Below are 23,882 nucleotides of genomic sequence, written 5' to 3' on the forward strand. Positions count from 1 at the left end.
ACGGAGATCTGAACCCGGTCGCCAAAGGTTGCATTGGTGAGCTGTACATCGGTCGTGCCGGCCTGGCTCGCGGTTATTTGAACCGCGCGGATCTGACCAGCCTGCGCTTCATTCCCGACCCGTTCGCCGCCGATGGCGGGCGTCTGTACCGTACCGGTGACCTGGCGCGCTACCGCGCTGACGGCGTGATCGAATACATCGGCCGGATCGACCATCAGGTGAAAATTCGCGGTTTCCGTATCGAACTCGGCGAGATCGAAGCGCAGCTGCTGGAACAGTCTGCCGTGCGTCAGGCCGTGGTGCTGGCGCAGCCGGGGCTCAGCGGTCAGCAACTGGTGGCGTATCTGGTGCCAGGCGACGCCACGCTGCTCGACGCAAGCCCGGCCGAACAGGCGCTGTGGCGCGACAGCGTGCGCGCCGAACTCAAGGCCAATCTGCCGGATCACATGGTTCCGGCGCACCTGTTGCTGCTGGCGCAATTGCCGTTGACCGCCAACGGCAAACTCAATCGCAACGCCTTGCCGTCACCGGACGCCAGTCAGGCGCAGCAGACCTATCAGGCGCCGCAAAGCGCGATGGAGCAGGGGCTGGCCGCGATCTGGCAGGACGTGCTGAAGCTGCCGCAAGTCGGGATCAACGACAACTTCTTCGAATTGGGCGGCGACTCGATCATCTCGATCCAAGTGGTCAGCCGCGCCCGTCAGGCCGGCATCCGCCTCAATCCCAAAGACCTGTTCCAGCACCAGACCGTGCAGCGTCTGGCACTGGTCGCGCAGTGGGGTGGCGACGAATCGACGATTGATCAGCAAGCCGCGAGTGGTGCGGCGTTGCTGCTGCCGATCCAGCAGCAGTTCTTCGCCGACGAGATCCCACAGCGTCACCACTGGAACCAGTCGGTGCTGCTGCAACCGCGGCAGACGCTGGACGCTGAAAAACTCGAGCAAGTGTTGCGCGCACTGGTCGCTCATCACGATGCCTTGCGCCTGAGCTTCACCCAGCGCGATGGCGTGTGGCAGGCCGAGCATCGCGCGGTCGAAGCGCTGCCGCAGAATCTGCTCTGGCAGGAGGACGTGGCCGATGCCGCCGCCCTTGAAGCCTTGGGTAACCGCGCCCAGCGCAGCCTCGATCTGCAACACGGGCCGTTGCTGCGTGCGGTGCTGGCGAATCTCGCCGATGGCACGCAGCGTCTGCAGTTGGTGATTCATCACTTGGCGGTGGACGGCGTGTCCTGGCGGATTCTGCTGGAAGACCTGCAAAACGCTTATCAGCAACTGCTTGATGATCAGCCGTTGAGCCTGCCGTCCCGGACCAGTGCCTTCAAGGACTGGGGTGAGCACTTGCAGCGTTACGCTAACAGCCCGGCGTTGCAGGCCGAACTGGCTTGGTGGCAGGCCTGCCTGAGCGATGTGAGTACCGATCTGCCGTGCAAACGCGTTGACGCCAGCCAGGACAATCGTCTGGCCCAGACCGTACAAACCCGGCTCGGCGCCGAGCTGACCCGCCAATTGCTGCAAGAGGCCCCGGCGGCGTACCGCACCCAGGTCAACGATCTGTTGTTGACGGCATTGGCGCGGGTCATTGGTCGTTGGAACGGGCAGGCGTCGACGCTGATCCAGCTCGAAGGCCATGGTCGCGAAGAACTGTTCGACGGCGTCGATCTGACCCGCACGGTGGGCTGGTTCACCAGCCTGTTCCCGGTGCGCCTGACGCCAGCAGACTCGCTCGGCGAGTCGATCAAGCAGATCAAGGAACAACTGCGCTCGATCCCCAACAAGGGCATCGGTTTCGGCGCCTTGCGTTACCTCGGTGATGCCCGCGCGCAGCAGAGCCTGCAGGCCTTGCCGAGCCCGCGCATCACCTTCAACTACCTCGGGCAGTTCGACGGCAGTTTCGCCGGCGACGAGGCGGCGCTGTTTGTGCCGTCGCCGGACAACGCCGGCCTCGATCAGAGCCCGGAGGCGCCGCTGGGCAACTGGTTGACTCTCAACGGTCAAGTGTATGGCGGCGAGCTGCGGGTGGGCTGGACGTTCAGCCGCGAGCGTTTCGACAGCGCGGTGATTGAAGCCCTGGCCGCAGATTACGCCGCAGAACTCGCAGCGTTGATCGGCCATTGTCTGACCCCGGGCGTCGAAGGCCTGACCCCGTCGGACTTCCCGTTGGCCGGCCTGACGCAGGCGCAGCTCGATCAGTTCCCGCTGGCGCCACGCCAGGTCGCCGATGTGTATCCGCTGTCGGCGATGCAGCAGGGCATGTTGTTCCACAGCCTCTACGAGCAGGCCACCGGCGATTACATCAACCAGGTCCGGCTCGATGTCGAAGGCCTCGATCCGCAACGCTTCCAGCAAGCGTGGCAAGCGGCGGTGGACAACCACGACATCCTGCGCAGCAGCTTTGTCTGGCAGGGTGAACTGGCGCGTCCGGTGCAGGTGGTGCACAAGCAACTGGACATGCCGTTCCGCGTGCTCGACTGGCGTGATCGTGACGATTGCCAGAGTGATCTGAATGCACTGGCCGCCGCCGAACAGGCGCAAGGTTTCGACCTGAGCCAGGGGCCGCTGTTGCGCATGGTCGTGGTGCGTCTGGACGAGCAGCGCTGCCACTTGATCTACACCAACCACCACATCCTGATGGACGGCTGGAGCAACTCGCAGTTGCTCGGCGAAGTCCTGCAGCGCTACAGCGGGGTTGCCCAGCCGCCGCTGGCCGGGCGTTACCGCGATTACATCGAATGGCTGCAGCGCCAGGACGTGCAGGCCAGCGAGCGTTACTGGACCGCGCAACTGGCTGACTTGCAAGCGCCGACCTTGCTCGCGCAAGCGTTGCAGGCGCAGCGCGGCGATGCACCGCGCGATGGCCATGGTGAACATTTCTGCGTGCTCGACGCCGAGCAGACGCGGCGTCTGGGCGAGTTTGCGCGCCAGCAGAAAGTCACCCTCAACACGCTGATTCAGGCGGCATGGCTGCTGCTGTTGCAGCGCCTGACCGGCCAGCCGTGTGTGGCGTTCGGCGCGACGGTAGCGGGGCGTCCGGCCGAGCTCAAAGGGGTCGAGCAGCAGATCGGTCTGTTCATCAACACCTTGCCGGTCATCGCCAGCCCGCAGTCACCATCGAGCGTTGGCGAATGGTTGCAGAGCGTGCAGGCGCAGAACCTGGCCTTGCGTGAGCATGAACACACCCCGCTGTTCGACATTCAGCGCTGGGCCGAGCGCAACGGTGAGGCGCTGTTCGACAACATTCTGGTGTTCGAGAACTACCCGGTGTCCGAGGCGCTGGCGCAGGGCGCACCACAAGAGTTGCGCTTCGGTGAAATCCACAATCATGAACAGACCAACTACCCGCTGACGCTGCTGGTGCACCTGAGCGACGAGTTGTCGATGCACTTCAGCTACCAGTGCGAAAGCTTTGCCGCGCACAGCGTGGTGCAACTGGCCGGGTATCTGCAGCGCTTGCTTGGGCAGATGAGTGAGTCGGGGCAGCGTTCGCTCAGCGAGCTGAACCTGATCGAGCACAGCCCGCAGGTGAATACCGACTTCTCCACCGATCTGTGCATCCATCAAGCCATCGCCCGCCAAGTGGCAGCTAACCCGGATGCCTTGGCGGTAACCTTTGCCCATACGCAACTGACTTACGCCGAGCTGGACGCGCAGGCCAATCGTCTGGCGCACAAACTGAACGAGCTGGGTGTCGGCCCGGAAGTGCGCGTGGGCGTGGCCATGCCGCGTTCCGAGCAGTTGCTGATTGCCTTGCTCGCGGTGCTCAAGGCCGGTGGCGCCTATGTGCCGCTGGACCCGGATTACCCGGCGGATCGCGTGGCTTACATGCTCGAAGACAGCCGCGCGCGGGTGTTGCTCACCGAACAGGCGGTTGCGGCGACCCTGAGCGTGTCGGGCGATACGCAAGTGCTGCTATTGGATCAGCTGTCGCTGAGCGGCTATCTAGCTGTTGCGCCAAAAACCACAGTGCAGCCGGACAACCTTGCCTACGTGATCTACACCTCCGGTTCCACCGGCAAACCGAAAGGCGTGGCGATTGCCCATCGCAACGTCATGGCGCTGATCGACTGGTCGGCCAAGGTCTACAGCCGCGAGGACATTCAAGGCGTGCTGGCCTCGACGTCGGTGTGCTTCGACCTGTCGGTGTGGGAGCTGTTCGTCACCCTGGCCAACGGTGGTTCGCTGATCATTGCGCGTAATGCCTTGGAGCTGGCGCAACTGCCGGCGCGCGATCAGGTGCGCCTGATCAATACCGTGCCGTCGGCAATTGCTGCGCTGCAGCGTGCCGGGCAGATTCCGCCAAGCGTGCGCATCATCAACCTGGCGGGTGAACCGCTGAAGCAAGCGCTGGTGGAGGCGCTGTATCAGCAGTCGACGGTCGAGCACGTTTACGACCTGTATGGCCCGTCGGAAGACACCACCTACTCGACCTGGACCCGCCGCAGCGCCGGTAGTCAGGCACGGATCGGGCGCGCGCTCGAGCACAGTGCCAGCCATTTGCTGGATGCCGATCTGCACGCGGTGCCACAAGGCGTTTCGGCCGAGCTGTACCTGTCCGGCGCCGGCATCACGCGCGGTTATCTGGGGCGTGCGGCGATGACCGCCGAGCGCTTCGTACCGAATCCTTTCGTCGGCAACGGCGAGCGCATGTACCGCACCGGCGACCTGATTCGTCAGCGCGAGGAGGGCGAGCTGGAGTACATGGGCCGGATCGACCATCAGGTGAAAATTCGCGGCTTGCGTATCGAGCTGGGCGAAATCGAAGCGCGTCTGCTGGCGCATGCTGCGGTTCGCGAGGTCGTGGTCGTGGCCAGCGAAGTGTCGGGCAGTCAGCAACTGATTGCTTATCTGGTGCCGAGCGATCCGGCGATCATCGACGCCAGCGCCGAGCAACAGGCCACACTGCAGCAAACCCTCGGTAACTGGCTGGGCGCAACCCTGCCGGATTACATGGTGCCGAGCCACCGCCTGTGGCTGGCGCAGCTGCCGCTGACACCGAACGGCAAGATCGATCGCAAGCGCCTGCCAGCACTGGAGCTGAGTGCCGCGCAGTCGCATGTCGAACCGGCGAATGCCACCGAGCAGGCGCTGGTGGAGATCTGGAAAGAGGTATTGGGCCTTGAGCAGGTCAGCACCCATGACAGTTTCTTTGCCTTGGGCGGCGATTCGATCATCTCGATTCAGGTGGTCAGTCGCGCCCGTCAGCAAGGGCTGGAGCTGAGCCCGAAAGACCTGTTTCAGCAACCGACCATTCAACAATTGGCCCTGCGCGTGCAGGCTGCCGAAGGGCGTGTGGCGCCGGAGCCGGCGCTGATCGACCTGCCGCTGCACGGCTTGAGCGAGGCGCAAGTCGCGCAACTGCCATTGCCCACCGGGCAACTCGACGGGCTCTATCGCTTGTCGCCGATGCAGCAGGGCATGCTGTTCCTCGGCCTGAATTCGCCGGAATCGGACCTGTACGTCAACCAGTTGAGCGTTCCGGTGCAGGGCCTTGAGCCGCTGCGCCTGCAAGCCGCGTGGGAAACCGTCAGCCGTCGCCACGACATTCTGCGCACCGGTTTCCTTTGGCAGGACATGGCCGAGCCGCTGCAATTCGTGCTCGCCGATCCGCAGTTGCCGTTCAGTCTGCTCGACTGGCGTGAGCAGGATCATTCGGCCGAAGCCTTGCAAGGCCTGGCGGATGCCGAGCGGGCCAAGGGCTTCGACCTTGACCAGCCACCGCTGCAACGGCTGACGCTGGTGCAAGTCGGCGAGCACAGCTATCAGCTGATCTGGACCTACCATCACATTCTGATCGACGGCTGGAGCAGTTCGCAGTTGATCGGTGAGGTGCTGAGCCAGTATTCCGGACGACCACTGGCTGAAGCAGTGCCGTATCGCGGTTACATCAACTGGCTGCAGCAGCAGGACGCGAATGCCAGCGAAGGTTTCTGGCGTCAGCACCTGAGCCGGCTCGACGAGCCGACCTATCTGGCGGACGCGGTGACGCGCACCGGCAGCGGTCGCGGTCACCAGGCGCTGTACAGCCGTCTGGGCGAGGCCCGCACCGAGCAGTTGAAAGCCTTTGCCCAGGCGCAGCAGATCACCCTCAACACCTTGGTGCAGGGCGCATGGCTGGTGCTGCTCAGCCGTTACAGCGGCCAGCGTTGCGTGGCGTTCGGCGCCACGGTGGCGGGGCGTCCGGCGAGTCTGCCGGCGTCGGAATCGATCCTCGGCCTGTTCATCAACACCTTGCCGGTGATCAAGGACGTACCGGCCGAGCAGGCCGTGGGCGCCTGGTTGCGCGAGTTGCAGGATTTCAACCTGGAGATGCGCGAGCGCGAGTACACCCCGTTGACCGACGTCCAGCGTTGGGGCGGGCGTGCCGGGCAGTCGCTGTTCGACAGCATCATCGTGTTCGAAAACCACCCGATCGATCAGGCGCTGCGTGAGTGGCGCGATGATTCGCTGAAGTTTGGCGAGATCAATAACTCGGGCCTGACCAACTTCCCGATGGACCTGATGGTCACCCTCGAAGACGGGCTGGTGATCGAGTACATGTTCCTGCGCGAACACTTCGATCTGGCGACCGTGGAAGGCATCCGCAGCAATATGGAAGGCCTGCTCACGGCACTGGTTCAGGACGCCGGGCAGGCGCTGGGACGCATCGGTCTGCCGACCGGGCAAGTCGCGCCCGCGCCGGACGTTGTCGCGCAAGCGCAGACTACGCTGGTGCACCAGCGCATTGCCGGGTGGGCCGAGCAACATGCCGAACAAACCGCAGTTATCTTCAATGAGCAGGCCTTCAGCTACGGCCAGATCGAAGCGCGGGCCAATCGTCTGGCACATGCGCTGATCGCCGAAGGTGTCGGTCCGGAAGTGCGGGTCGGTGTGGCCCTGCCACGCAGCGAAAACATGATCGTCGCGCTGTTGGCGGTGCTCAAGGCCGGGGGTGCCTACGTGCCGCTGGACGCGACCTATCCGCGCGAACGCTTGAGTTATCTGATGCACGATTCGGGTATCGCCTTGCTGCTCAGCGATTCGAGTCTGCGTCAGGTGCTGCCGACCCACGCCAACCTGCATGTGCTGGAACTCGATCAGCTGGATCTGCGCACTCAGCCGCAGTCGGCACCGCAAGTGGCGGTACAGCCGGGCAATCTGGCTTACGTGATCTACACCTCCGGCTCCACCGGTCAACCGAAAGGTGTCGGCGTGGCGCACGGGCCACTGGCGATGCACTGCCAGGCGATCGGTCAGCGTTACGAAATGAGCGCAGCCGATTGCGAGTTGCACTTCATGTCGTTCGCCTTCGACGGCGCGCATGAGCGCTGGCTGACCACCCTGACGCACGGCGCGCGTTTGCTGATTCGCGACGACAGCCTGTGGACGGCCGAACAGACCTACGACGCCCTGCATCAGCATGGAGTGACCGTGGCCGCGTTCCCGCCGGTGTACCTGCAGCAACTGGCCGAACACGCTGAGCAGCACGGCAATCCGCCGCCGGTACGCATCTACTGCTTCGGCGGGGACGCAGTGCCGGTGGCGAGTTTCGAACTGGCCAAACGCGCGCTGCAACCGCAGTACATCATCAACGGCTATGGCCCGACTGAAACGGTGGTCACGCCGCTGATCTGGAAGGCTGCGGTCGATGATCAGTGCGGCGCGGCCTATGCGCCAATCGGCAGCGTGGTCGGCGAGCGCAGCGGTTATGTGCTCGACAGCGATCTCAATCCGCTGCCGGCCGGCATTGCCGGTGAGTTGTACCTGGGTGGCGCGTTGGCGCGCGGTTATCTGGGGCGTGCCGGTGGCACCGCCGAACGTTTCGTTGCCAACCCGTTCAGCGCCGACGGCAGTCGCCTGTACCGCACCGGCGACCTGGTGCGCCAGCGTGCCGACGGCACTGTCGACTATCTCGGGCGGATCGACCATCAGGTGAAAATCCGTGGCTTCCGCATCGAGCTGGGTGAAATCGAAGCGCGCCTCAAGCAGCAGCCGGGCGTGCGTGACGCCGCCGTGGTGGCCCGCGAAGGTGCCAGCGGCAAACAATTGCTCGGCTATGTGCTGGCCGCTAACGAGACGCCGGCCGACGGTTTGGGCGAACGTCTGCGCGAGCAGCTCAAGGCCAGCCTGCCGGATTACATGGTGCCGGCACACCTGATGGTGCTTGAGCGCATGCCGCTGACGCCGAACGGCAAGCTCGACCGCAAGGCCCTGCCGAATCCGGACGCCGAACAGCGACTGGCCTACGTCGAGCCGCGCACCGAGCTGGAAAAAGCCCTGGCGAAGATCTGGCGGGAGGTGCTGAAAATCGAACGGGTCGGGCTCACCGACAATTTCTTCGAACTAGGTGGCGATTCGATCCTCAGCCTGCAAGTGGTGGCTCGCAGCCGTGTGCTCAAGGCTCAGGGACTGAGCCTGAAACTGCGCGACCTGATGCAGAAACCGAGCATCGGCGAACTGGTAGCGAGTGTTCAGGGCACGGCAGAAAAAGCCTCCGGGTTGCTGGCGATGAACGCCGAGGTCACGGGCGTGGCGCCGTTGTTCTGCCTCCACGCCGGCTTCGGCACGGTGTTCGACTACGAGCCGCTGGCGCGGCGCTTGAGTGGTCAACGTCAGCTGTTGGCGATTCAGTCGCGGATGCTGCTGGATCCGACGTTCAACGACACCTCGCTGCAGGAAATGGCCAGTGATTACCTGGCGCAGATTCGCCAGAAACAGCCGCAGGGGCCGTATCACCTGCTCGGCTGGTCACTGGGCGGTACGCTGGCGATGTTGATCGCCGCGCAACTGGAGCAGGCCGGGCAACAGGTCAAGTTTGTCGGGCTGGTCGACAGCTTCGTGCCGTCGGCGGCGGTCGACGCCGGGGCTGTCGATGACTGGCAAGCCGACCTGCGCGATTTCCTGCAGGTGACGCTGCCGGACGCCGCACCGGGCCTGTCCATCGACGGTGAAGAAACGCCGCACAACCTGCGTGCGCTGTTCCAGCGTGCCATGAGCGCCGAGCGCGGGGCGTCGACCTATGTGGCGCTGGGCGCCGAAGAACTGGCGCAGGTGTTCAGCGTGGCGCGCCGGCTCAAGCAGTTGTCGCTCAAGCTTGAGCGCTGTGTGCCGCTGACCGTCAACCCAGTGTGCTGGTGGACCTTGGGTCGCGAAGCCGAGGCTCTGGAGCTGGCGACGCAACTCGGCCAGCCGGGCATGGGCGGTGAATGGCTGGATTGCGGGCACTTCCAGATCCCGCGCGATGAAACTTTCCTGTCCGAGGCTGAAGAAATGCTCGGCCAGATCGTTGAATCAGTAGTCATGTCCTGAAACCTGCTGTGAAAGCCAAGTAAAAGCGATCGGGCGCTGATGGCGCCCGATCGCTTTGGAGATTTGAATGTCATTGAATCCTGATATCGCCGCATTTCTGCAACTGGTCGGCAACGGCCGGGCCAGTGGCAAACGCGTCGGCATGCATGAGCTGACCCCGAGCGAGGCCCGTGAACAATTCGATCAGTCATCGTTGCTGATGGACGCCGGCGGTGAAGAACTGGCCGTAGTCGATGAGCTGCAATTGCCGGTGCGTGACGGTGCACTGTTGAACGCGCGGATCTACAGCAATCATCCGTTGCAGGCGGGCGCCGGTCGTCCGGCACTGTTGTATTTCCATGGCGGCGGCTATGTGGTCGGCAGCCTCGACTCGCATGATTCGCTGTGCCGCGCGCTGGCCTTGCTGGCGGATTGCGTGGTGCTGTCGGTGGCGTATCGACTGGCGCCGGAACATCGCTTTCCCACAGCAGCCGATGACGCCCGCGATGCCTGGGAGTGGCTGGTGGCGAGTGCAGCTGATCTGGGCATCGATGCGGCGCGGTTGGCGGTTGCCGGTGACAGCGTCGGTGGCAGCCTGGCCACGGTGCTGGCTGCGCAACTGACGGATGGCGCTGTGCAGCCGCGTTTGCAGGTGCTGATTTATCCGGTCACCGATGCCAGTCGCAGTACGCCTTCGATCGAGCGTTTTGCCGAAGGTTATCTGCTGGAGAAGGCTTCGCTGCAGTGGTTCTACGCGCACTATCAGCGTGATGCCAGCGATCGTCTTGATCCGCGTTTCTCGCCGTTGCTCGGCGAAGTTCCGGCCGATGTCGCGCCGGCGCTGATGGTGTTGGCCGAGTGTGATCCGTTGCATGATGAGGGCGTGGCGTATGCGCGGCATTTGCAGGCGGCGGGGGTTGCGGTGGATTTGCAGGTTTACGCCGGCATGACCCATGACTTTATGCGGATGGGGGCGATTGTTGATGAGGCTGAAGAGGCGCTGGGGTTGATTGCTGGGCGGTTGGTAGAGGTGTTTGCTTTGGCTTGACGGGGTGGGGGGGGGGAATATCCGTTGCTGCGGTAACGGCCACTTAGAGTTTCGCCCTTACGGCGACTCACTTTTTTTACAAACGCCTAAAAAAAGTAAGCAAAAAAACGCTTGCTCCTACGTTCGGCCCGCTCGCTGGGGCTCGGGGTCCCTTCGCTCCGGGCTCCATCCGGGCGCAGCGCCTACGGTTTGCTTCGCTGCACCTCCTCTCGCTGTGTTTGGCTGCGCCAAACGGTCGCTGCGCTCCCACCCCCGGATGAATCCCTCCACTCAGCCTTCCGACGTCGCCCGTGGATCAAGATCAAAAGCCGCAGCCGAGCTAACGCTCATCCTGTGTAGGAGCTGCCGGAGGCTGCGATCTTTTGATCTTGATCTTGTAGGAGCCAGCCTGCTGGCGATGGCGGCCTGTGAGCCGACCGGTCTCTAACTGACCACACCCATTCCCCCTGTGGGAGCGAGCTTGCTCGCGAAGGTGGCCTGACAGCCGACCAAACTCCAACTGAAAACACCCAATCCCCTGTAGGAGCTGCCGAAGGCTGCGATCTTTTGATCTGCTTTGGCTTTGGCTTTGGCTTTGGCTCTTGATGTGGCTTTTGATCTTCAGCCCCTTCGGCAGGCCGAGCGTAGGTGTCCATCCGGGGGTTAGGCGCGCAGCGCCATGCGGCGAAGCCGCATACATCGAGAGGAGGTGCAGCGAAGCAAACCGTAGGCGATGCCCCCGGATGGACACCGTAGCGAGGGAGCACTGAGCCTAAGCGAAGTGCCGTACGCCGGGGGCAAAGCCTTTTGGGTTACCTTTTCGGCGTCTGGAAAAGGTGACTCGCTGTAAGAGCGAAACCGCCAGCCGCAGCACCCGAAGCAACGGATATTCACCCACCTCCCCAAGAGCCTGGTCGGCCCCAAGGCCGCCAAGCCCCAATCAGCAAAAAAAAACGCCAGCAAATGCCGGCGTTTCAGTGATCGCTAAACGTATTACCAGTTATAGGTCACGTCAGCAGTCATGGTCCGGCCTTCGCCGTAGTAGCAGTCGAGGGTGCCGTTGCACGCAGCAACGTACTTCTCGTCAGTGAGGTTTTGCAGGTTGGCTTGCAGTTTCACGCCTTTGACATGCAGCGGCGATTTCTCCAGGTCGTAAGAGACCATGGCGTCATACACGGTATAGGACGGAATCTGGAACGAGTCCGACTCGTAATCCGAACCGTAGCTGCTGCGCACGTAGCGGGCGCCCAGGCCCATGCCGAAGCCGGCGAGGGCGGTGGAGATGTCGAAGTCGTAGTTGACCCACGCGGAAGCGGTCAGCGGTGGACGCATGGCCAGGGTGCGACCTTCACGACCGTCGTTGTCTTTTTCCCACTTGGTCTGGTTACGCGACACCGCCGCCAGCACGCGCAGGTTGCGGGTGACGTTGACCTTGCCTTCCAGCTCGATACCGCGCGAACGCACGGAGCCGCTCTGGGTGCTGAAGCCCGGGTTGGCAAGGTCGCTGGTCAGCATGTTGTCCTGATCGATCTGGTACGCCGACAGCTGGATGAAGCCATCGATGGCCTTCGGCTCGTACTTGACGCCGACTTCGTACTGCTTGCCGGTGGTCGGTTCGAAAGCGCCGCCGCTCATGTCGGTACCGGTTTGCGGCAGGAACGATTCGGCGTAGCTGACGTACGGCGTGATGCCGTTGTCGAACTCGTAGCCGAGGCCGGCACGACCGGTGAACTTCTCGTCTTTCTGGTTGCTGTGGCCGCCGCTCAGCGGTTGCTTGTTGTCGGTTTCGGCGAAGTCATACCGACCGCCGAGGGTCAGGAACCACTGGTTCCAACGCAGTTGATCCTGAGCGTACAGGCCGGTCTGGGTGATGGTGTTGTCCCATTTGTACGGCTGACGGAAATTGATCTGACTGCCATACACCGGGTTGTACAGATCCAGACCCGGAGCGGTGCGGTCGTACAGGCCGAGGAATTTCGAATTGTAGTGGTAGTAATCCACACCCAGCAGCACGGTGTGCTCGACGTCGGCGGTGTGGAACTTGGCCTGGGCGATGTTATCGATGCCGTAGACCTTGTTGTGCTGCGACCAGTCCACCGCATAACGGCTCTGGTAGCTGCCGTCGTTGAGGCCGGTAACCGGGTTGGTCGGGAACGAATAACCGTGTAGCGGCGCCACGTACTGGTCGTTGACGTCGGCGTAACGCGCGTTCTGTTTCAGGGTCCAGACGTCGTTGAGTTCGTGGGCGATCTCGTAACCGACGACGAACTGCTCGCGGTGGTACTTGTTCACGTCCGGCTCGCCGAGGAACAGGCTGCGGCTGATGCGCCCGGCCTGGCTGCGATGCACTGTGCCGTTGGCCGGCAGACCCTGGGCCTCCGGGACGTCGTGGTCTTTCTGGTACTGACCGAACACGGTGATGGTGGTCTGGTCGTTGGGCAGCCAGGTCAGGCTTGGCGCCAGCAGCATGCGGTTCTGGCTGGCGTAGTCGATGGCCGAGCCGCTGTCGTTGACCACACCGGTCAGGCGGTAGAGGAATTCGCCCTGATCATCGATCGGGCCGCCGAGGTCGAAGGCACCGTACTTGCGGTCATAGCTGCCGCCACCGAGCTTCACTTCGTGCAGCGGGGTCGCGGTCGGGCGCTTGCTGACCATGTTGACGATACCGCCAGGCTGGTTCTGGCCGTACAGCACCGAGGCCGGGCCCTTGAGCACTTCGACGCGCTCCAGGGTGTACGGGTCGATCTGCAGCGAACCGCCGGTGCTGCCGCCGCCGTAAGGCATGTGCAGGCCGTCGAGGTACAGCGGAGTAGGGGAGAAGCCACGGGAGGTCGGTTCGTCGAAGATCTTCACCCGGTCCGAGAAACCACCACCGGTCATGCCGGGGGTGTATTGCAGGGCTTCGGTGACGGTCTTCGAGCCGCGCATCTTGATTTCGTCTTGAGTGACGACGTTGATGGTCTGCGGGATTTCCTTGAGCGACGAATCGGTCTTCGAACCGGTGGCGCTGCGCTTGGCGACGATCCCGTCTACCGGGCCCCAGGCCGATTCGGCGGTGGCGGAAATGCTGGTCGGGGCCAGATCGAGGCTGGCACCGCCGGTGCTGCGCGAACGCAAGGCGACGTTGTTGCCCTCGACGCTGTAGGCGATGTTGGTGCCTTGCAGCAGTTGCGCGATGGCGGCGGTCGGTTCCAGGTTGCCACTGACCGCGCTGCTGCGCAGGCCACTGACCTCATCCGGGCTGTACAGCACTTGGAGGTTGGTCTGGCGACCGAATTCCTGCAAGGCGCTCCCCAGCGACTGGGCAGGAATATTGATCGCCACGGCGGCGGCCTGGGCCTGGCCGATCATCGGCACAGTCAGGGCCATGGCGCAGAACGCGGGCAAGGTGCAACGGAAGGAGCGGCGGATCAGCAGAGCCTTGGCGAGCGGGTGGAGTCCGTGCGGTGCGGGCATTGTTCTTCTACTCTTCAAAGTGTTGACTGAGAACTATTTCTATTAACTGTTAGTAAGACGTTGAGCCTTCCGAAAACCGGAAAGCTCAACGCCATTTTTTTTACAAATTTTTCACAGTCAGGCGGGTTGCAGCTCAGTGACCACTTTGCCGGCGCTCATGCGCACCAGTTGGTCGGCGACATCGAAGTAACGATCGTCGTGGGAAATGACGATGATGGTCTTGCCCAGAAGCTTCAGGTCCGGCAGCAGCTCGGTGTAGAAAATCCGCCGGAAAGTCGGATCCTGATCGGCGGCCCATTCGTCGAACACCAGCACCGGGCGCTCTTCCAGCCAGGCGTTGATCAGGGCCAGACGCTTGCGCTGGCCGGTGGACAGGTCGGTGGTGGTGAACGAGCCGTCACGCACGCTGACCTTGTGCGCAATTTCCAGGCGCTCCAGATATTGGTTGGCGTCTTCCGGGATATGGGTGTCGCCCTGGACCACGTCGTCGAACAGGTAATAGTCGGCGAAGATCGTGGTGAACAACTGGCGGTAATCGTCGCGGTTGGCGGCGTCGACGAGCTGCTGATTGAGGCGGATTTCGCCTTGCTGTGGCGCGTACAGGCCCAGCAGCAACTTGATCAGCGTGGTCTTGCCGCAGCCGTTTTCGCCGACGATGAAAATGATGTCGCCCTGTTCGATTTTCAGGTTCACCGGCCCCAGCCGGAACGGCTTGGCGCCTTCTACCGTCGGGAAGCTGTACGAGACATCGGTCAGTTCCAGGCTGTGCACCGGGGTCTTTTGGTGGCCCTGATCGCTGAGCAGCAAGTGCGGCTCGGGCGAGGAGAATTGCTCGGACAGATCGGCGATCCGGCGGAACGCGATTTGTGCACGACTGACGATCGGCAGGGTGCCGATGATGTGTTCCAGCGGCCCTTTCATGTACAGCAGCACCAGCACGAAGCCGCTCATCACCGCTTTGTCGGCGCTCGGCCACAGCGATTGCAGGCCCAGCGCCAGACCGATGACCACGAAGAACAGCATCGACCCCAAAGTCTTGGCGACCACGAAAATGTTCACCGAACGCACCTGCGTGTCGCAGATCTTGTCGGCCGTACCTTCGATGCCAGAAACGAACATGCGATGCCGGCGCGGGCGGTGGATGCGCAGTTCCTTGGCGCCCTCGGCGACCGCGTGGTAGTGCTTCTGCAACTCGTCTTCGTAGTCACGGGCCTTGAGGAAACCCTGCATGCCACGCCCGCGCGCGATGTATTGAATGACCGTGCCGATCAGGATCGCCACCGCCATCATCAGGAACATCGGCCACGACAACATCGCCAGGTAGCCCATGCAACCGAGGGTCACGGTCAGGGAAATCGCCAGCGGCGCAAAGGCGAAAGCGAAGTCGCTGATGGTGTCGACGTCGTGGGTCAGCACCGGAATCAGCCGATGGCTGCGATAGCGCTCGATCTGCTCGATCGGCGCCGAGAGGACTTTTTCGCCGAGCTCTTTGCGCAATCTGGCGATGATGTGCTGGCCGACGAAATTGGTGCCGATATCGGAAAAGATCGAGCTGGTCAGCGCCAGCAGGCACAGGCCGGCAAACACCGCGACCATGGTGCTGGTCAGTGCGCCCTCGGTGTGCAGCACGTTGTTGATGGTCGCCAGCAGCGCGGTGACGCTCAGGCCACCGACCATGCCAAGCAGGATCGACACGCTGACGATCAGTCGAAAGGGTTTGAGCAGGGCGAACAATTCATTGATCACCCCGCGTGTTGGTTTGCTCATGGAGGTTCCCTGCTTGAAGGAGCGGCGAACACCGGCACTGCGCGTGGGTTCGCCTGGATGACGTAGAGGGCGGTGGGCGCGCCATGGAGGATCGCGCCCACCTGTAGAACGACTGGCAGGACGGCTAATTTAGCCGGGCGATGGCGTTACAGATCACGGGCGACCCGGAAGCCGATCCAGTCGCCACGGGTGTCGGTGTAGGTGGCGTTGCGGTTGCCCGAACGCGAGAACACCGGCGCTTCGCCCCAATCGTTGCCACGGATGCGCCGTACTTCGCACTTGCCGCTCAGCCAGGCACTGCCATCGCTTGGCGCGCCAACGTAGTTGTCGTTGTAGCAATCGGCGGTCCACTCATAAATATTGCCGTGCATGTCGTAGACGCCGAAGGCGTTGGCCGGGAAGCTGCCGGCCGGCGCGGTGAAGTTGTAGCCATCGGCGGCGCCATAAGTGTTGGCGTGTTTGGCGATGCTGTATTCCTTGCCTTCGTCGAACGGGAAGGGGAACGGCCCGGTGCTGCCGGCGCGGGCAGCGTATTCACGCAGCGACTCGCTGACCAGCCGGTATTGCTGGCCGGTCTTCTTCGACAGCCAGGCCACGTAAGCTTCGACCTCCGGGAAATCCATGCACACCGCCGGGTGCTTGTCGGTGTACTGCTTGCGCGGGTCGCTGCCCTGATAATCCGGGATGCCCGCCTTGCACGCGCGACCGGGGCGTTCGTCACCGTCGGGCATTTTGTAGCCGCTGTCCTTGAGGTAGGCGTCCCACTCGCCGCGCAGTATCTGGAAGCGGCTGATCGCCAGCGGTTTGGCAAACGTCACCGGGTGCAGCGGTCCTTCGTCCGGCTCGCGGCCGACCTCATCCTCCGGGGTGCCCATGGTGAACGTGCCGGTGGGCAGCACGACCATTTCCGGGCAGTCCTTGCAGTCCTTGAACACCTTGCCCGGCGCAGGCGGGGTGGCGGCCTGCGCGGCACCCGGCAGCAGGCCGGCGGCGAGGGCGGTGAGCATCAGCGCCGGCAGCGCCTTCAAGGAAAATCGACGCGGTTCACTGTTCATTGCGAGTCTCGCTAAAAGGAAAAAGGGATCGCCCGGATTCACAGGGCCTGGTCGAGCACGGCCAGCAAGCGGTCGATTTGCTCTTCGTCGTTGAGCAGCCCCGGTGCGGTGCGGATCACCGGGCCGACGTCACGGTGCACGGCATCGGCCACCACGCGGTTGGCCATCAGGTGCGCGGCGATCTTGTCGCTGTCCTTGCCCTTGACCCGGAAGAAGGTGAAACCGGCGGACAGCTCAGGGCTCAGTGGCGTCACCAGTTCGATCTGCGGACGTTGCTGCAGGCGTTGTTTCAGGTAACTGTTGAGCGCGTGAATGCGCGCCTCGACCTCGGCCTTGCCCAGCTCAAGATGCAATTTGAACGCTTCGTCCAGCGCCCAGCGGTGCTCGAACGAGTGATAGCCGCCGGGTGTCATGGTGGTGGAAAACGCCGTGGCTTCGGAGAACGTCGGAATGATCGGGGTGACGTACCTGACCTCGGCGAAGCGACTGCAGACGATGCCGGTGCCACGCGGACCGAACATCCACTTGTGGGTGCCGGCGATGAAGAAGTCGCAGTTCATTTGTGCGAAGTTCAGGTTGTCCACGCCGAAGCCATGTACCCCATCGACCACGTAAACGATGCGGTCGGCGTCGCTGCGACCGCGGTTGTGCTTGTCGACGATGGCGCCGATCTCACCAATGGGCAGTTTCATGCCGCTGCCCGAATGCACCCAGCACATGCCCAGCACCCGGGTTTCGGGGCGGATGGCGCCGTCGATGGCAGCAAGGATTTCTGCTTTGCTGGCGCTGTACGAATCCTTGAACAAGCGAATCTTGCGCACCCGGGTGCCGTCGCGTTCGCTACGCAGGGCGAGGATGGTGTGGGTCGCGTAGTGCTCGTGCTCGGTGGTGAGGATTTCCTGATCGGGGCGCACGTGTACGCCGCCGTAGATCGTCGTCAGACCTTCGGTGGTGCTGCCGGTCAGGGCGATCTGCTTGGCATCGACTTGCAGATAGCGCCCGGCCCAGACGCGCACGTTCTCTTCGCGTTGTTCGATCACGCCGAGGTCCCAATCCATAGCCAGTCCGGGATTTTTGTCGAGGGCGGCGCGGTGCCGCTCAATTGCGTCGCGCACCGGTTTCGGGTGTGAGGTGATCAGGAAATTGGAGAAGTGCAGATACGCCGGATCCTGATCGAACAACTGCTGCAACCGCGTCCACTTGTTGCCGGTCACGGGCGCGGCGTTCGCGGCACCGGCGACGTTCGGCAGGCTCGCGCCCAGTGGCAGCGCCGCCGCGAGAATCCCCGCCTGCTTCAAGAACTCACGACGATTGCTCATGGCTTGGCAGTTCCCGGCGCAGTGGCCAGTGCCGGTTTCGCGGCTTTCTCGACCTGATCCCAGACCCGCAGGAAGTTGCCGCCCCAGAGCTTGGCGATGTCCGCTTCGGAATAACCGCGTGAGATCAGCTCGGCGGTGACGTTGCGGATTTCGCCGACGTTCTCGAAGCCTTTGACGCCGCCACCTTCGTTGAAGTCGGAACTGATGCCGACATGGTCGATGCCGATCTTGCGCACCGCGTAATCGATGGCATCGCCCAGATCCTTGAGGCTGGCTTTCGGTTCTTCTTCGAGGATGCCGTAGAGGCGGCTGGCGTACTGGCCGAACTTCTGCTCGGACCACGCCGCAATGATCGGGTCGCCCGGCATCAACGCCATCGCCAGGTTCGGCAGCGGCGGCAGGTCGAAGTCCTTGCGCATCGCGTTGAGTTTGTCCTGGGTGTGCTGGGTGAGCGGACGCAGGTACTGCGAGAACGCGACGATCTGCACCACGCCGCCGCTGTTTTTGATCAGCTGCATTTCCTTGTCGCTGAGGTTGCGCGGAATGTCGACCATTGCGCGCGGTGCCGAGTGCGAGGCCACCAGCGGCGTGCGGCTGAGCTGCGCAACTTGTTCGAGGGCCTTGGTCGACATTTGCGAGACGTCGATGATCACGCCCAGATCGTTGAGGCGCTTGACCGCTTGCTTGCCCAGATCCGAGAGGCCGTCGAGGGCGTCCGGCGAATCATTGAGGAATGGCAGCGGCCGCGACGAATCCGCCCAGTCGTTGTTGCCGATGTAGCTGAAACCGAACATGCGCATGCCGCGCGCGGTCCACAGGTCCAGCAGGTTGAGGTCGTGGCCCAGTGGATAGGCGTTGAGCATGCTGATGAAAATCGCGAATTTGCCTTCGCCGTGCAAACGCCGGAAATCGTCCGGGGTGTAGGCGATGGCGACCTGATTGGGGTAGTCGCGAACCATCCCGGAGATGATCTTGAAACGGATTTCCTGCTGGTTGCGCGCCTCGTCGACGAAGCCGGGGGTCGGCTTGTGCGGGGCGTTCGGGCCGTTCCACATTTCCGGCCAGCCGAAGATGGTCAGGGCGGCTCCGGACAGGCGTCCACGGTTGGCCTTGGCGAGGTCGAACTGGCCGTCGCCGTCTTTGTCGGCCTCGTGGCCGTCAGTGCCGAAGTTTTGCGTCAGGCTGACATGGCTGTCGAAAGAGAGCATGCGTTCGTGTAGCTCATCGGCCTGCTTCATGACTTTGGCCGGGTAGCCGAGGTCGTCCTTGAACCAGTGATGCCACACGGCAAAGCCTGCGCCGGCGCTGATCGCCAGAGCCAACGGCAGGCCGATGAATAGAGCCTTTTTCGAACGTGGTTTTGTCATTGCCATCTCAGTCAGGTTCGCCATCGAGGTGCAGGCGCGGGGGCCTTCGCTATCTGGGAGGAACGAGTGGTAGGCCGTGGAATTTAGGTTGCCAGGTCAAAAGATCGCAGCCTGCGGCAGCTCCTACAGGGATATACATTCCATGTAGGAGCTGCCGCAGGCTGCGATCTTTTCAAACCCACATAAATTTACCCGCGCAACAAACGTTCTAGCTTGGATAAAGCCTGCTTCATGGCTGACACAGGTAGGGCAATGAAGATTTCTCGACGATGGTTCATGGCGGGCCTGGCGCTGACCGGCGCTGCCGTGCCTGCGGCGTATTTCGGGCATCGTGAATGGACGAAGCCGGACCCGACGATCACTCCGGGCGAAGCGTCTTTCGACGTCGCCGACAGGGCCGGGCAGCGCCTGGCGAATGCGTTGCGCGGGGTGTGGGATATCCGTTTCGAAGGTGCCGATGCCGGCCTCGATGGCTTGCCGCCCAAGGGCCTGCAAGTGTTTCTCGACATCGGCCAGAAGGGGCGCGGCGTGTGCGGTTTTCTCGACACGCCTGAGCGCCTGCGTTCCGCTGAAACCCCGCGTTACCGAATTCTGGGCGACCTCGCGAAAGCCGATGCGGCAAAGCTGAGCTGGCGCCTGATTGGTGCCGACGGCCAGATCAGCTATGAGCTGGAGATGATCCTCGATGAGGTCTGGGCCGACTTCGGCAATGCCGGCAGTGGCACCCTCAGCGGCAGGGCCTTGCGCCTGGATCGAGCGCTGGCCTTGCCGGCGCAGGACAACCGCTTCGTCGCCGTCAAACGGCTGTTTCCCGAAGCGCGCGAGCGCACGCCGCTCAACCCGACGTTGCTGGCGTGGTTGATCTCTCCCGAGCATCGCCTGTTTCACCAGTTGTGGCATGCGACCCGGGACAAGTGGCACAAACTGCCCGAGGACAAACGCGAAGCCTTGCGCGGCATTGGCTGGCAGCCCGGCCCGCGCGACAAGGAGCGCGATGCCCGTGGCCCGCGCAAGGATCGCAATGGCTCGGGCGTGGACTTTTTCTTCATGCACCGGCACATGCTCGGGACGGCGCGCTCGATGCAGGATCTGCCGTCGTGGGCGTTTTTCCCGCTGCCGCAGCCGGAGCTGATCCGCGACCGCGTCGGCTTCGCCCGCTATTTCGACAACCACGACGGCGCGGCCTTGCCGCCCACCTGGACGGCGGCGGGCGATGACGAGTTCAGCCAGTGGGTCAGCGACATCAAGACGGCCGAGACCTACGAAAGCAACTTCCAGGTCTGGGAGTCGCAGTACCGCGATCCGGCGTATCTGGCCCGGCTCACCCTCGGCCAGTTCGGCTCCGAAGTCGAGCTGGGTCTGCATGACTGGCTGCACATGCGCTGGGCCTCCGTGCCGCGCGATCCGTCCAACGGTCAGCCGGTGCCGTTTGCCCGCGATCCGGCGGACTTCGCCGCACGTTGGTACAACGCCGAGAACGACTTCCTCGGCGATCCGTTTTCTTCCCACGTCAACCCGACGTTCTGGCATTTCCATGGCTGGATCGACGATCGCATCGAGGACTGGTTCCGCGCCCACGAGCGTTTCCATCCGGGCGAAGTCACGCGGCTGCAGGTCAATGGCGTGCCATGGTTTGCTCCGGGGCGCTGGGTGGAAGTCGACGACCCGTGGCTCGGGCCGATTACCCATGGTTGCAGCACCACGCCGGGATTGCAGATGGGCAAGACGGTGGAGATGGATCCGGAAACCATGAAGCTGGCGCTGCGCATCACCTTCATCACCGACGAGGAAAAACTCGCCGGCCTGTTCCGCCGCGTGCCGCAACGGCCATGGTATGCGCGCAATCTGAAGCCTAAAACCAGCCCGGCTTGAGGGCTGCGTCATCGATCATTCGCGAGCAGGCTCGCTTGTATGTTTAGACTTGAAGGGGTGGGCGGGACTACAGACTCGATTCTGACTCTGACCAGTACAGACCGTGGGAGACTTCTCGTCCCGCCCCTTCTACCCAAAGCGCCAATAAGGAATTCATCGGTAAACCGACGACAGAGACAAGCCAGCGCAACGGTAGACCCCAACAAGCTCTTAAACCCTAGCTCCGAGGATTCGTCATGACAATCCTTACTTCGCAGACGGTTGTTGGTATCGATATCGCCAAGGCCGAAATCGTTGTCTATCGCGCCGACCTGGAAACCATTGAAGCGGTCAAGAATGATCGTGCCGCCCTCAAACGTTGGCTCAAAACTCTGCCCGCGCAAAGCGCTATCGCTGTCGAAGCCACCAATATCTACCATTTGGAGACTGTTGATCTGGCTCATGCGATGGGACATCAGGTCTATGTGGTGGATGCTTATCGAGTCAGCCACTATCGTCGCGGTGTCGGTCAGCGAGCCAAAAATGATCCATGCGATGCACGCGTGCTCGCACGCTATCTGACGAATGAACAAAGCAAACTGCGGCTTTGGAACCCGCCTCCTAAAGCCTACACCGTACTGAAAAGCTTGCTGCACAGACGCGCGACGCTGATTCAGAACCATAAGGGTCTGATGTTGAGCTGGGCCGATGAACCCTTGCTGAAGAAAGAACGTACGGCTCAGCAAAAGGCATTCGAGCGATCCGACAAGGTCATTCAAAACCTGCTGCGCAAAGTCAGCAAAGAGGCCGGTATTGATGACAATATTGGCCGCTGCAAAGCAATCGAGGGCGTGGGAGAGCTGACTGCGACTGGGTTGGCAACGACCTATATGCGCGGTGACTTTGCCAACAGCGACGCGTTCATCGCGTTTTTGGGTATGGATCTGACGGTGGACGATTCGGGGAAAAAGAACGGCCCGAGGTTCCTGAGCAAAAAAGGAGATCCGGAGATCCGTCGATTAGCCTACAACGCCGCAATGGCGGCGTGTCGCTCAACCAAGTGGAAGCCTTTTTACGAGTCTTACCTGGCCAGAGGCTTCTCGAAAACACAGGCATTGGTAGCTCTTGCTCGCAAGCTCTGCCGAGTGGCATTCGCCCTGATGAAGAATCAGGGCGAATACCGATCAGTTTGAGATTCTAGGGTTGCTGAGCAACATAGAATCTCCCACAGGTTCAGGTGTCAGCCCGAGATAGCGGCAACACCGTCAATCAATGTGGGAGCTGGCTTGCCAGCGATAGCATTGGGTCAGGCAACGTTGATGTCGGGAGTGCTGGCCTTATCGCTGGCAAGCCAGCTCCCACAGGGTTGTTGTGTTGATTCGATTACAAAGTCTGCCACCCGCCGCCAAGTGCCTTGTACAGCGCAATGCTGGCCTGCACTCGTGACAGCCGCAGTTGTGCATGCTGATCCTGGGCCGCGTACAGCGTGCGCTGGGTTTCCAGCACCGTCAGCAAGTCTTCGGCGCCTGCCTGGTAGCGGCTCTGGGCGATGTCGAATGCGGTCTGCGCCTGATTCAGTTCTTCGTCCTGCCACAACCGCTGTTCATCCAGGCGACGAATGCTATTGAGCGCTTTTTCCACATCAGCGAAACCGTTGATGATCGCCCCACGGTAAGTTTCCAGCAGCTCTTGCTGGCGCGCCGAGGCCTTGTCGCGTTCAGCGCCGAGGCGACCGTTATTGAAAATCGGTGCGACCAGCCCGGCGGTCAGGTTGTAGAAAGGGCTGCGAATCAAATCGTCGAACTGATTGGCGCCCGAGCCGAGTTGGGCGGTCAGGGTGAGTGCCGGCAACATGGCCGCGCGAGCGACTTTGACGTCAGCTTCGGCGGCGGCCAGTTGGGCTTCGGCGCGGGCGATGTCCGGACGATGCGTGAGCAACTCGCTGGGCACGCCGGCGGCGATGTCTGGCCACTGCAGGTGATCGAAGGACTCTGTTGCCGACAGTTGCTGCACCGGTCGGCCGAGCAGGGCGGCGAGGCTGATCAACGCTTCCTGAGCTTGCTGTTGCACGCGCGGCAATTGCCATTGCTGGGCGGCGACCAGGCTCTTCTGTTGTGCCAGCTCCAGCGCGGTGGCTGAGCCTGAATCAAACCGCGTCTGCACCAGTTTCAGCACGCTTTGTGCGTTGGCCAGATTGAGTTCGGCGATGCGGCTCTGCTCGCGCAGCGACAAGGTTTGCGCGTACGTGCTGGCAACGCCGCTGAGCAATGTCAGCTCGACCGTCGCCCGGTCGAATTCGCTGGCCTGCAAGGCGAACTGGGCACTGTCGCGCGAGGCGCGTTTGCCGCCCCAGAAATCGATTTCGTAAGTGGCGCTCAGGTTGGTATCGAAATAGTCCACAGCCTTGTTGCTGCTGTTGGCATCGAGTTGGCTGTAGCCATTGCCGCGCAGCAGTTTCTGCCGATTGGCATTCAGACCGGCCTTGACCTCCGGCAACTGAGAGCCGCCAGCGATGACGGTGCCCGCCTGCGCCTGACGCACTCGAGCGACGGCGGCCGCGAGGTCGAAACTGCCGACGCGAGCCTGTTCGATCAGGCGATCCAGTTCCGGGCTGCCAAATTGCGTCCACCACTGCGGGTTGTTGCGGGCAACGCTGGCGCCATGGGGCGACTGCCAGGCAGCTGGCGGCTGCACGCCACTGTCCGGGCGTTGAACGGGACTGCCGCAGGCGCTGAGGATCAGGCACACGGTCAACAGGCTGAGGCGCGGTTTCATAGATC

Annotated in this window: 10 protein-coding genes (1 of these 10 only partly in view); 4 read left to right on the forward strand and 6 right to left on the reverse strand. The window is 62.5% G+C overall.

Going from position 1 to position 23,882, the window contains the following annotated elements; translation table 11 throughout:
• Together ABV589_RS24460 and ABV589_RS24465 are read left to right on the forward strand one after the other, a co-directional pair.
• Positions 1–9,281 carry the 3' portion of a non-ribosomal peptide synthase/polyketide synthase gene (locus ABV589_RS24460; protein ID WP_367083999.1) on the forward strand. 5,716 nt of this gene lie to the left of the window's left edge, so only the last 9,281 of its 14,997 coding nucleotides appear in the window; its start codon lies off the left edge, out of view; it ends in the stop codon at positions 9,279–9,281.
• 67 nt (positions 9,282–9,348) lie between these two features.
• Positions 9,349–10,308, forward strand: coding sequence for an alpha/beta hydrolase (locus tag ABV589_RS24465; RefSeq protein WP_367084000.1), 960 nt, complete (start codon positions 9,349–9,351; stop codon positions 10,306–10,308).
• 972 nt (positions 10,309–11,280) lie between these two features.
• Here the strand turns inward: ABV589_RS24465 and ABV589_RS24470 are convergent.
• From ABV589_RS24470 to pvdM, 5 genes are all read right to left on the reverse strand, one after another.
• Positions 11,281–13,743 carry a TonB-dependent siderophore receptor gene (locus ABV589_RS24470; protein WP_367084001.1) on the reverse strand — a complete coding sequence of 821 codons (2,463 nt, stop codon included), beginning with the start codon at positions 13,741–13,743 and terminating at the stop codon, positions 11,281–11,283.
• A gap of 117 nt (positions 13,744–13,860) precedes the next feature.
• The gene (locus ABV589_RS24475) at positions 13,861–15,510 is read right to left on the reverse strand and encodes a cyclic peptide export ABC transporter (protein WP_367084002.1); all 1,650 of its coding nucleotides are present in this window, start codon (positions 15,508–15,510) and stop codon (positions 13,861–13,863) included.
• A 146-nt stretch (positions 15,511–15,656) separates the two neighbouring features.
• Positions 15,657–16,565: a formylglycine-generating enzyme family protein gene (locus ABV589_RS24480; protein WP_367084003.1), complete on the reverse strand. Its 909-nt coding sequence runs from the start codon at positions 16,563–16,565 to the stop codon at positions 15,657–15,659.
• Positions 16,566–16,603: 38 nt separating this feature from the next.
• A complete protein-coding gene (locus ABV589_RS24485) occupies positions 16,604–17,884 on the reverse strand; it encodes an aminotransferase class V-fold PLP-dependent enzyme (protein ID WP_367084004.1) in 1,281 nt (426 codons plus the stop codon).
• A complete protein-coding gene (gene pvdM, locus ABV589_RS24490; protein WP_367084005.1) occupies positions 17,881–19,251 on the reverse strand; it encodes a pyoverdine-tailoring dipeptidase-like protein PvdM in 1,371 nt (456 codons plus the stop codon). The genes ABV589_RS24485 and pvdM overlap by 4 nt, the downstream gene beginning before the upstream one ends.
• A 252-nt stretch (positions 19,252–19,503) precedes the next feature.
• Here pvdM and ABV589_RS24495 point away from each other — a divergent pair, with 252 nt between their 5' ends.
• Together ABV589_RS24495 and ABV589_RS24500 are read left to right on the forward strand one after the other, a co-directional pair.
• Entirely contained in the window at positions 19,504–21,123 is a 1,620-nt protein-coding gene (locus ABV589_RS24495; protein WP_367084006.1) for a PvdJ/PvdD/PvdP-like protein, read from the forward strand.
• A 236-nt stretch (positions 21,124–21,359) separates the two neighbouring features.
• Positions 21,360–22,295, forward strand: coding sequence for a transposase (locus ABV589_RS24500; protein WP_367084007.1), 936 nt, complete (start codon positions 21,360–21,362; stop codon positions 22,293–22,295).
• 190 nt (positions 22,296–22,485) lie between these two features.
• Here the strand turns inward: ABV589_RS24500 and ABV589_RS24505 are convergent, their stop codons facing one another.
• Entirely contained in the window at positions 22,486–23,877 is a 1,392-nt protein-coding gene (locus ABV589_RS24505) for an efflux transporter outer membrane subunit (protein ID WP_367084008.1), read from the reverse strand.
• Positions 23,878–23,882 lie beyond the last annotated feature (5 nt).

The organism is Pseudomonas sp. HOU2, from assembly GCF_040729435.1.
Lineage (GTDB): Bacteria > Pseudomonadota > Gammaproteobacteria > Pseudomonadales > Pseudomonadaceae > Aquipseudomonas.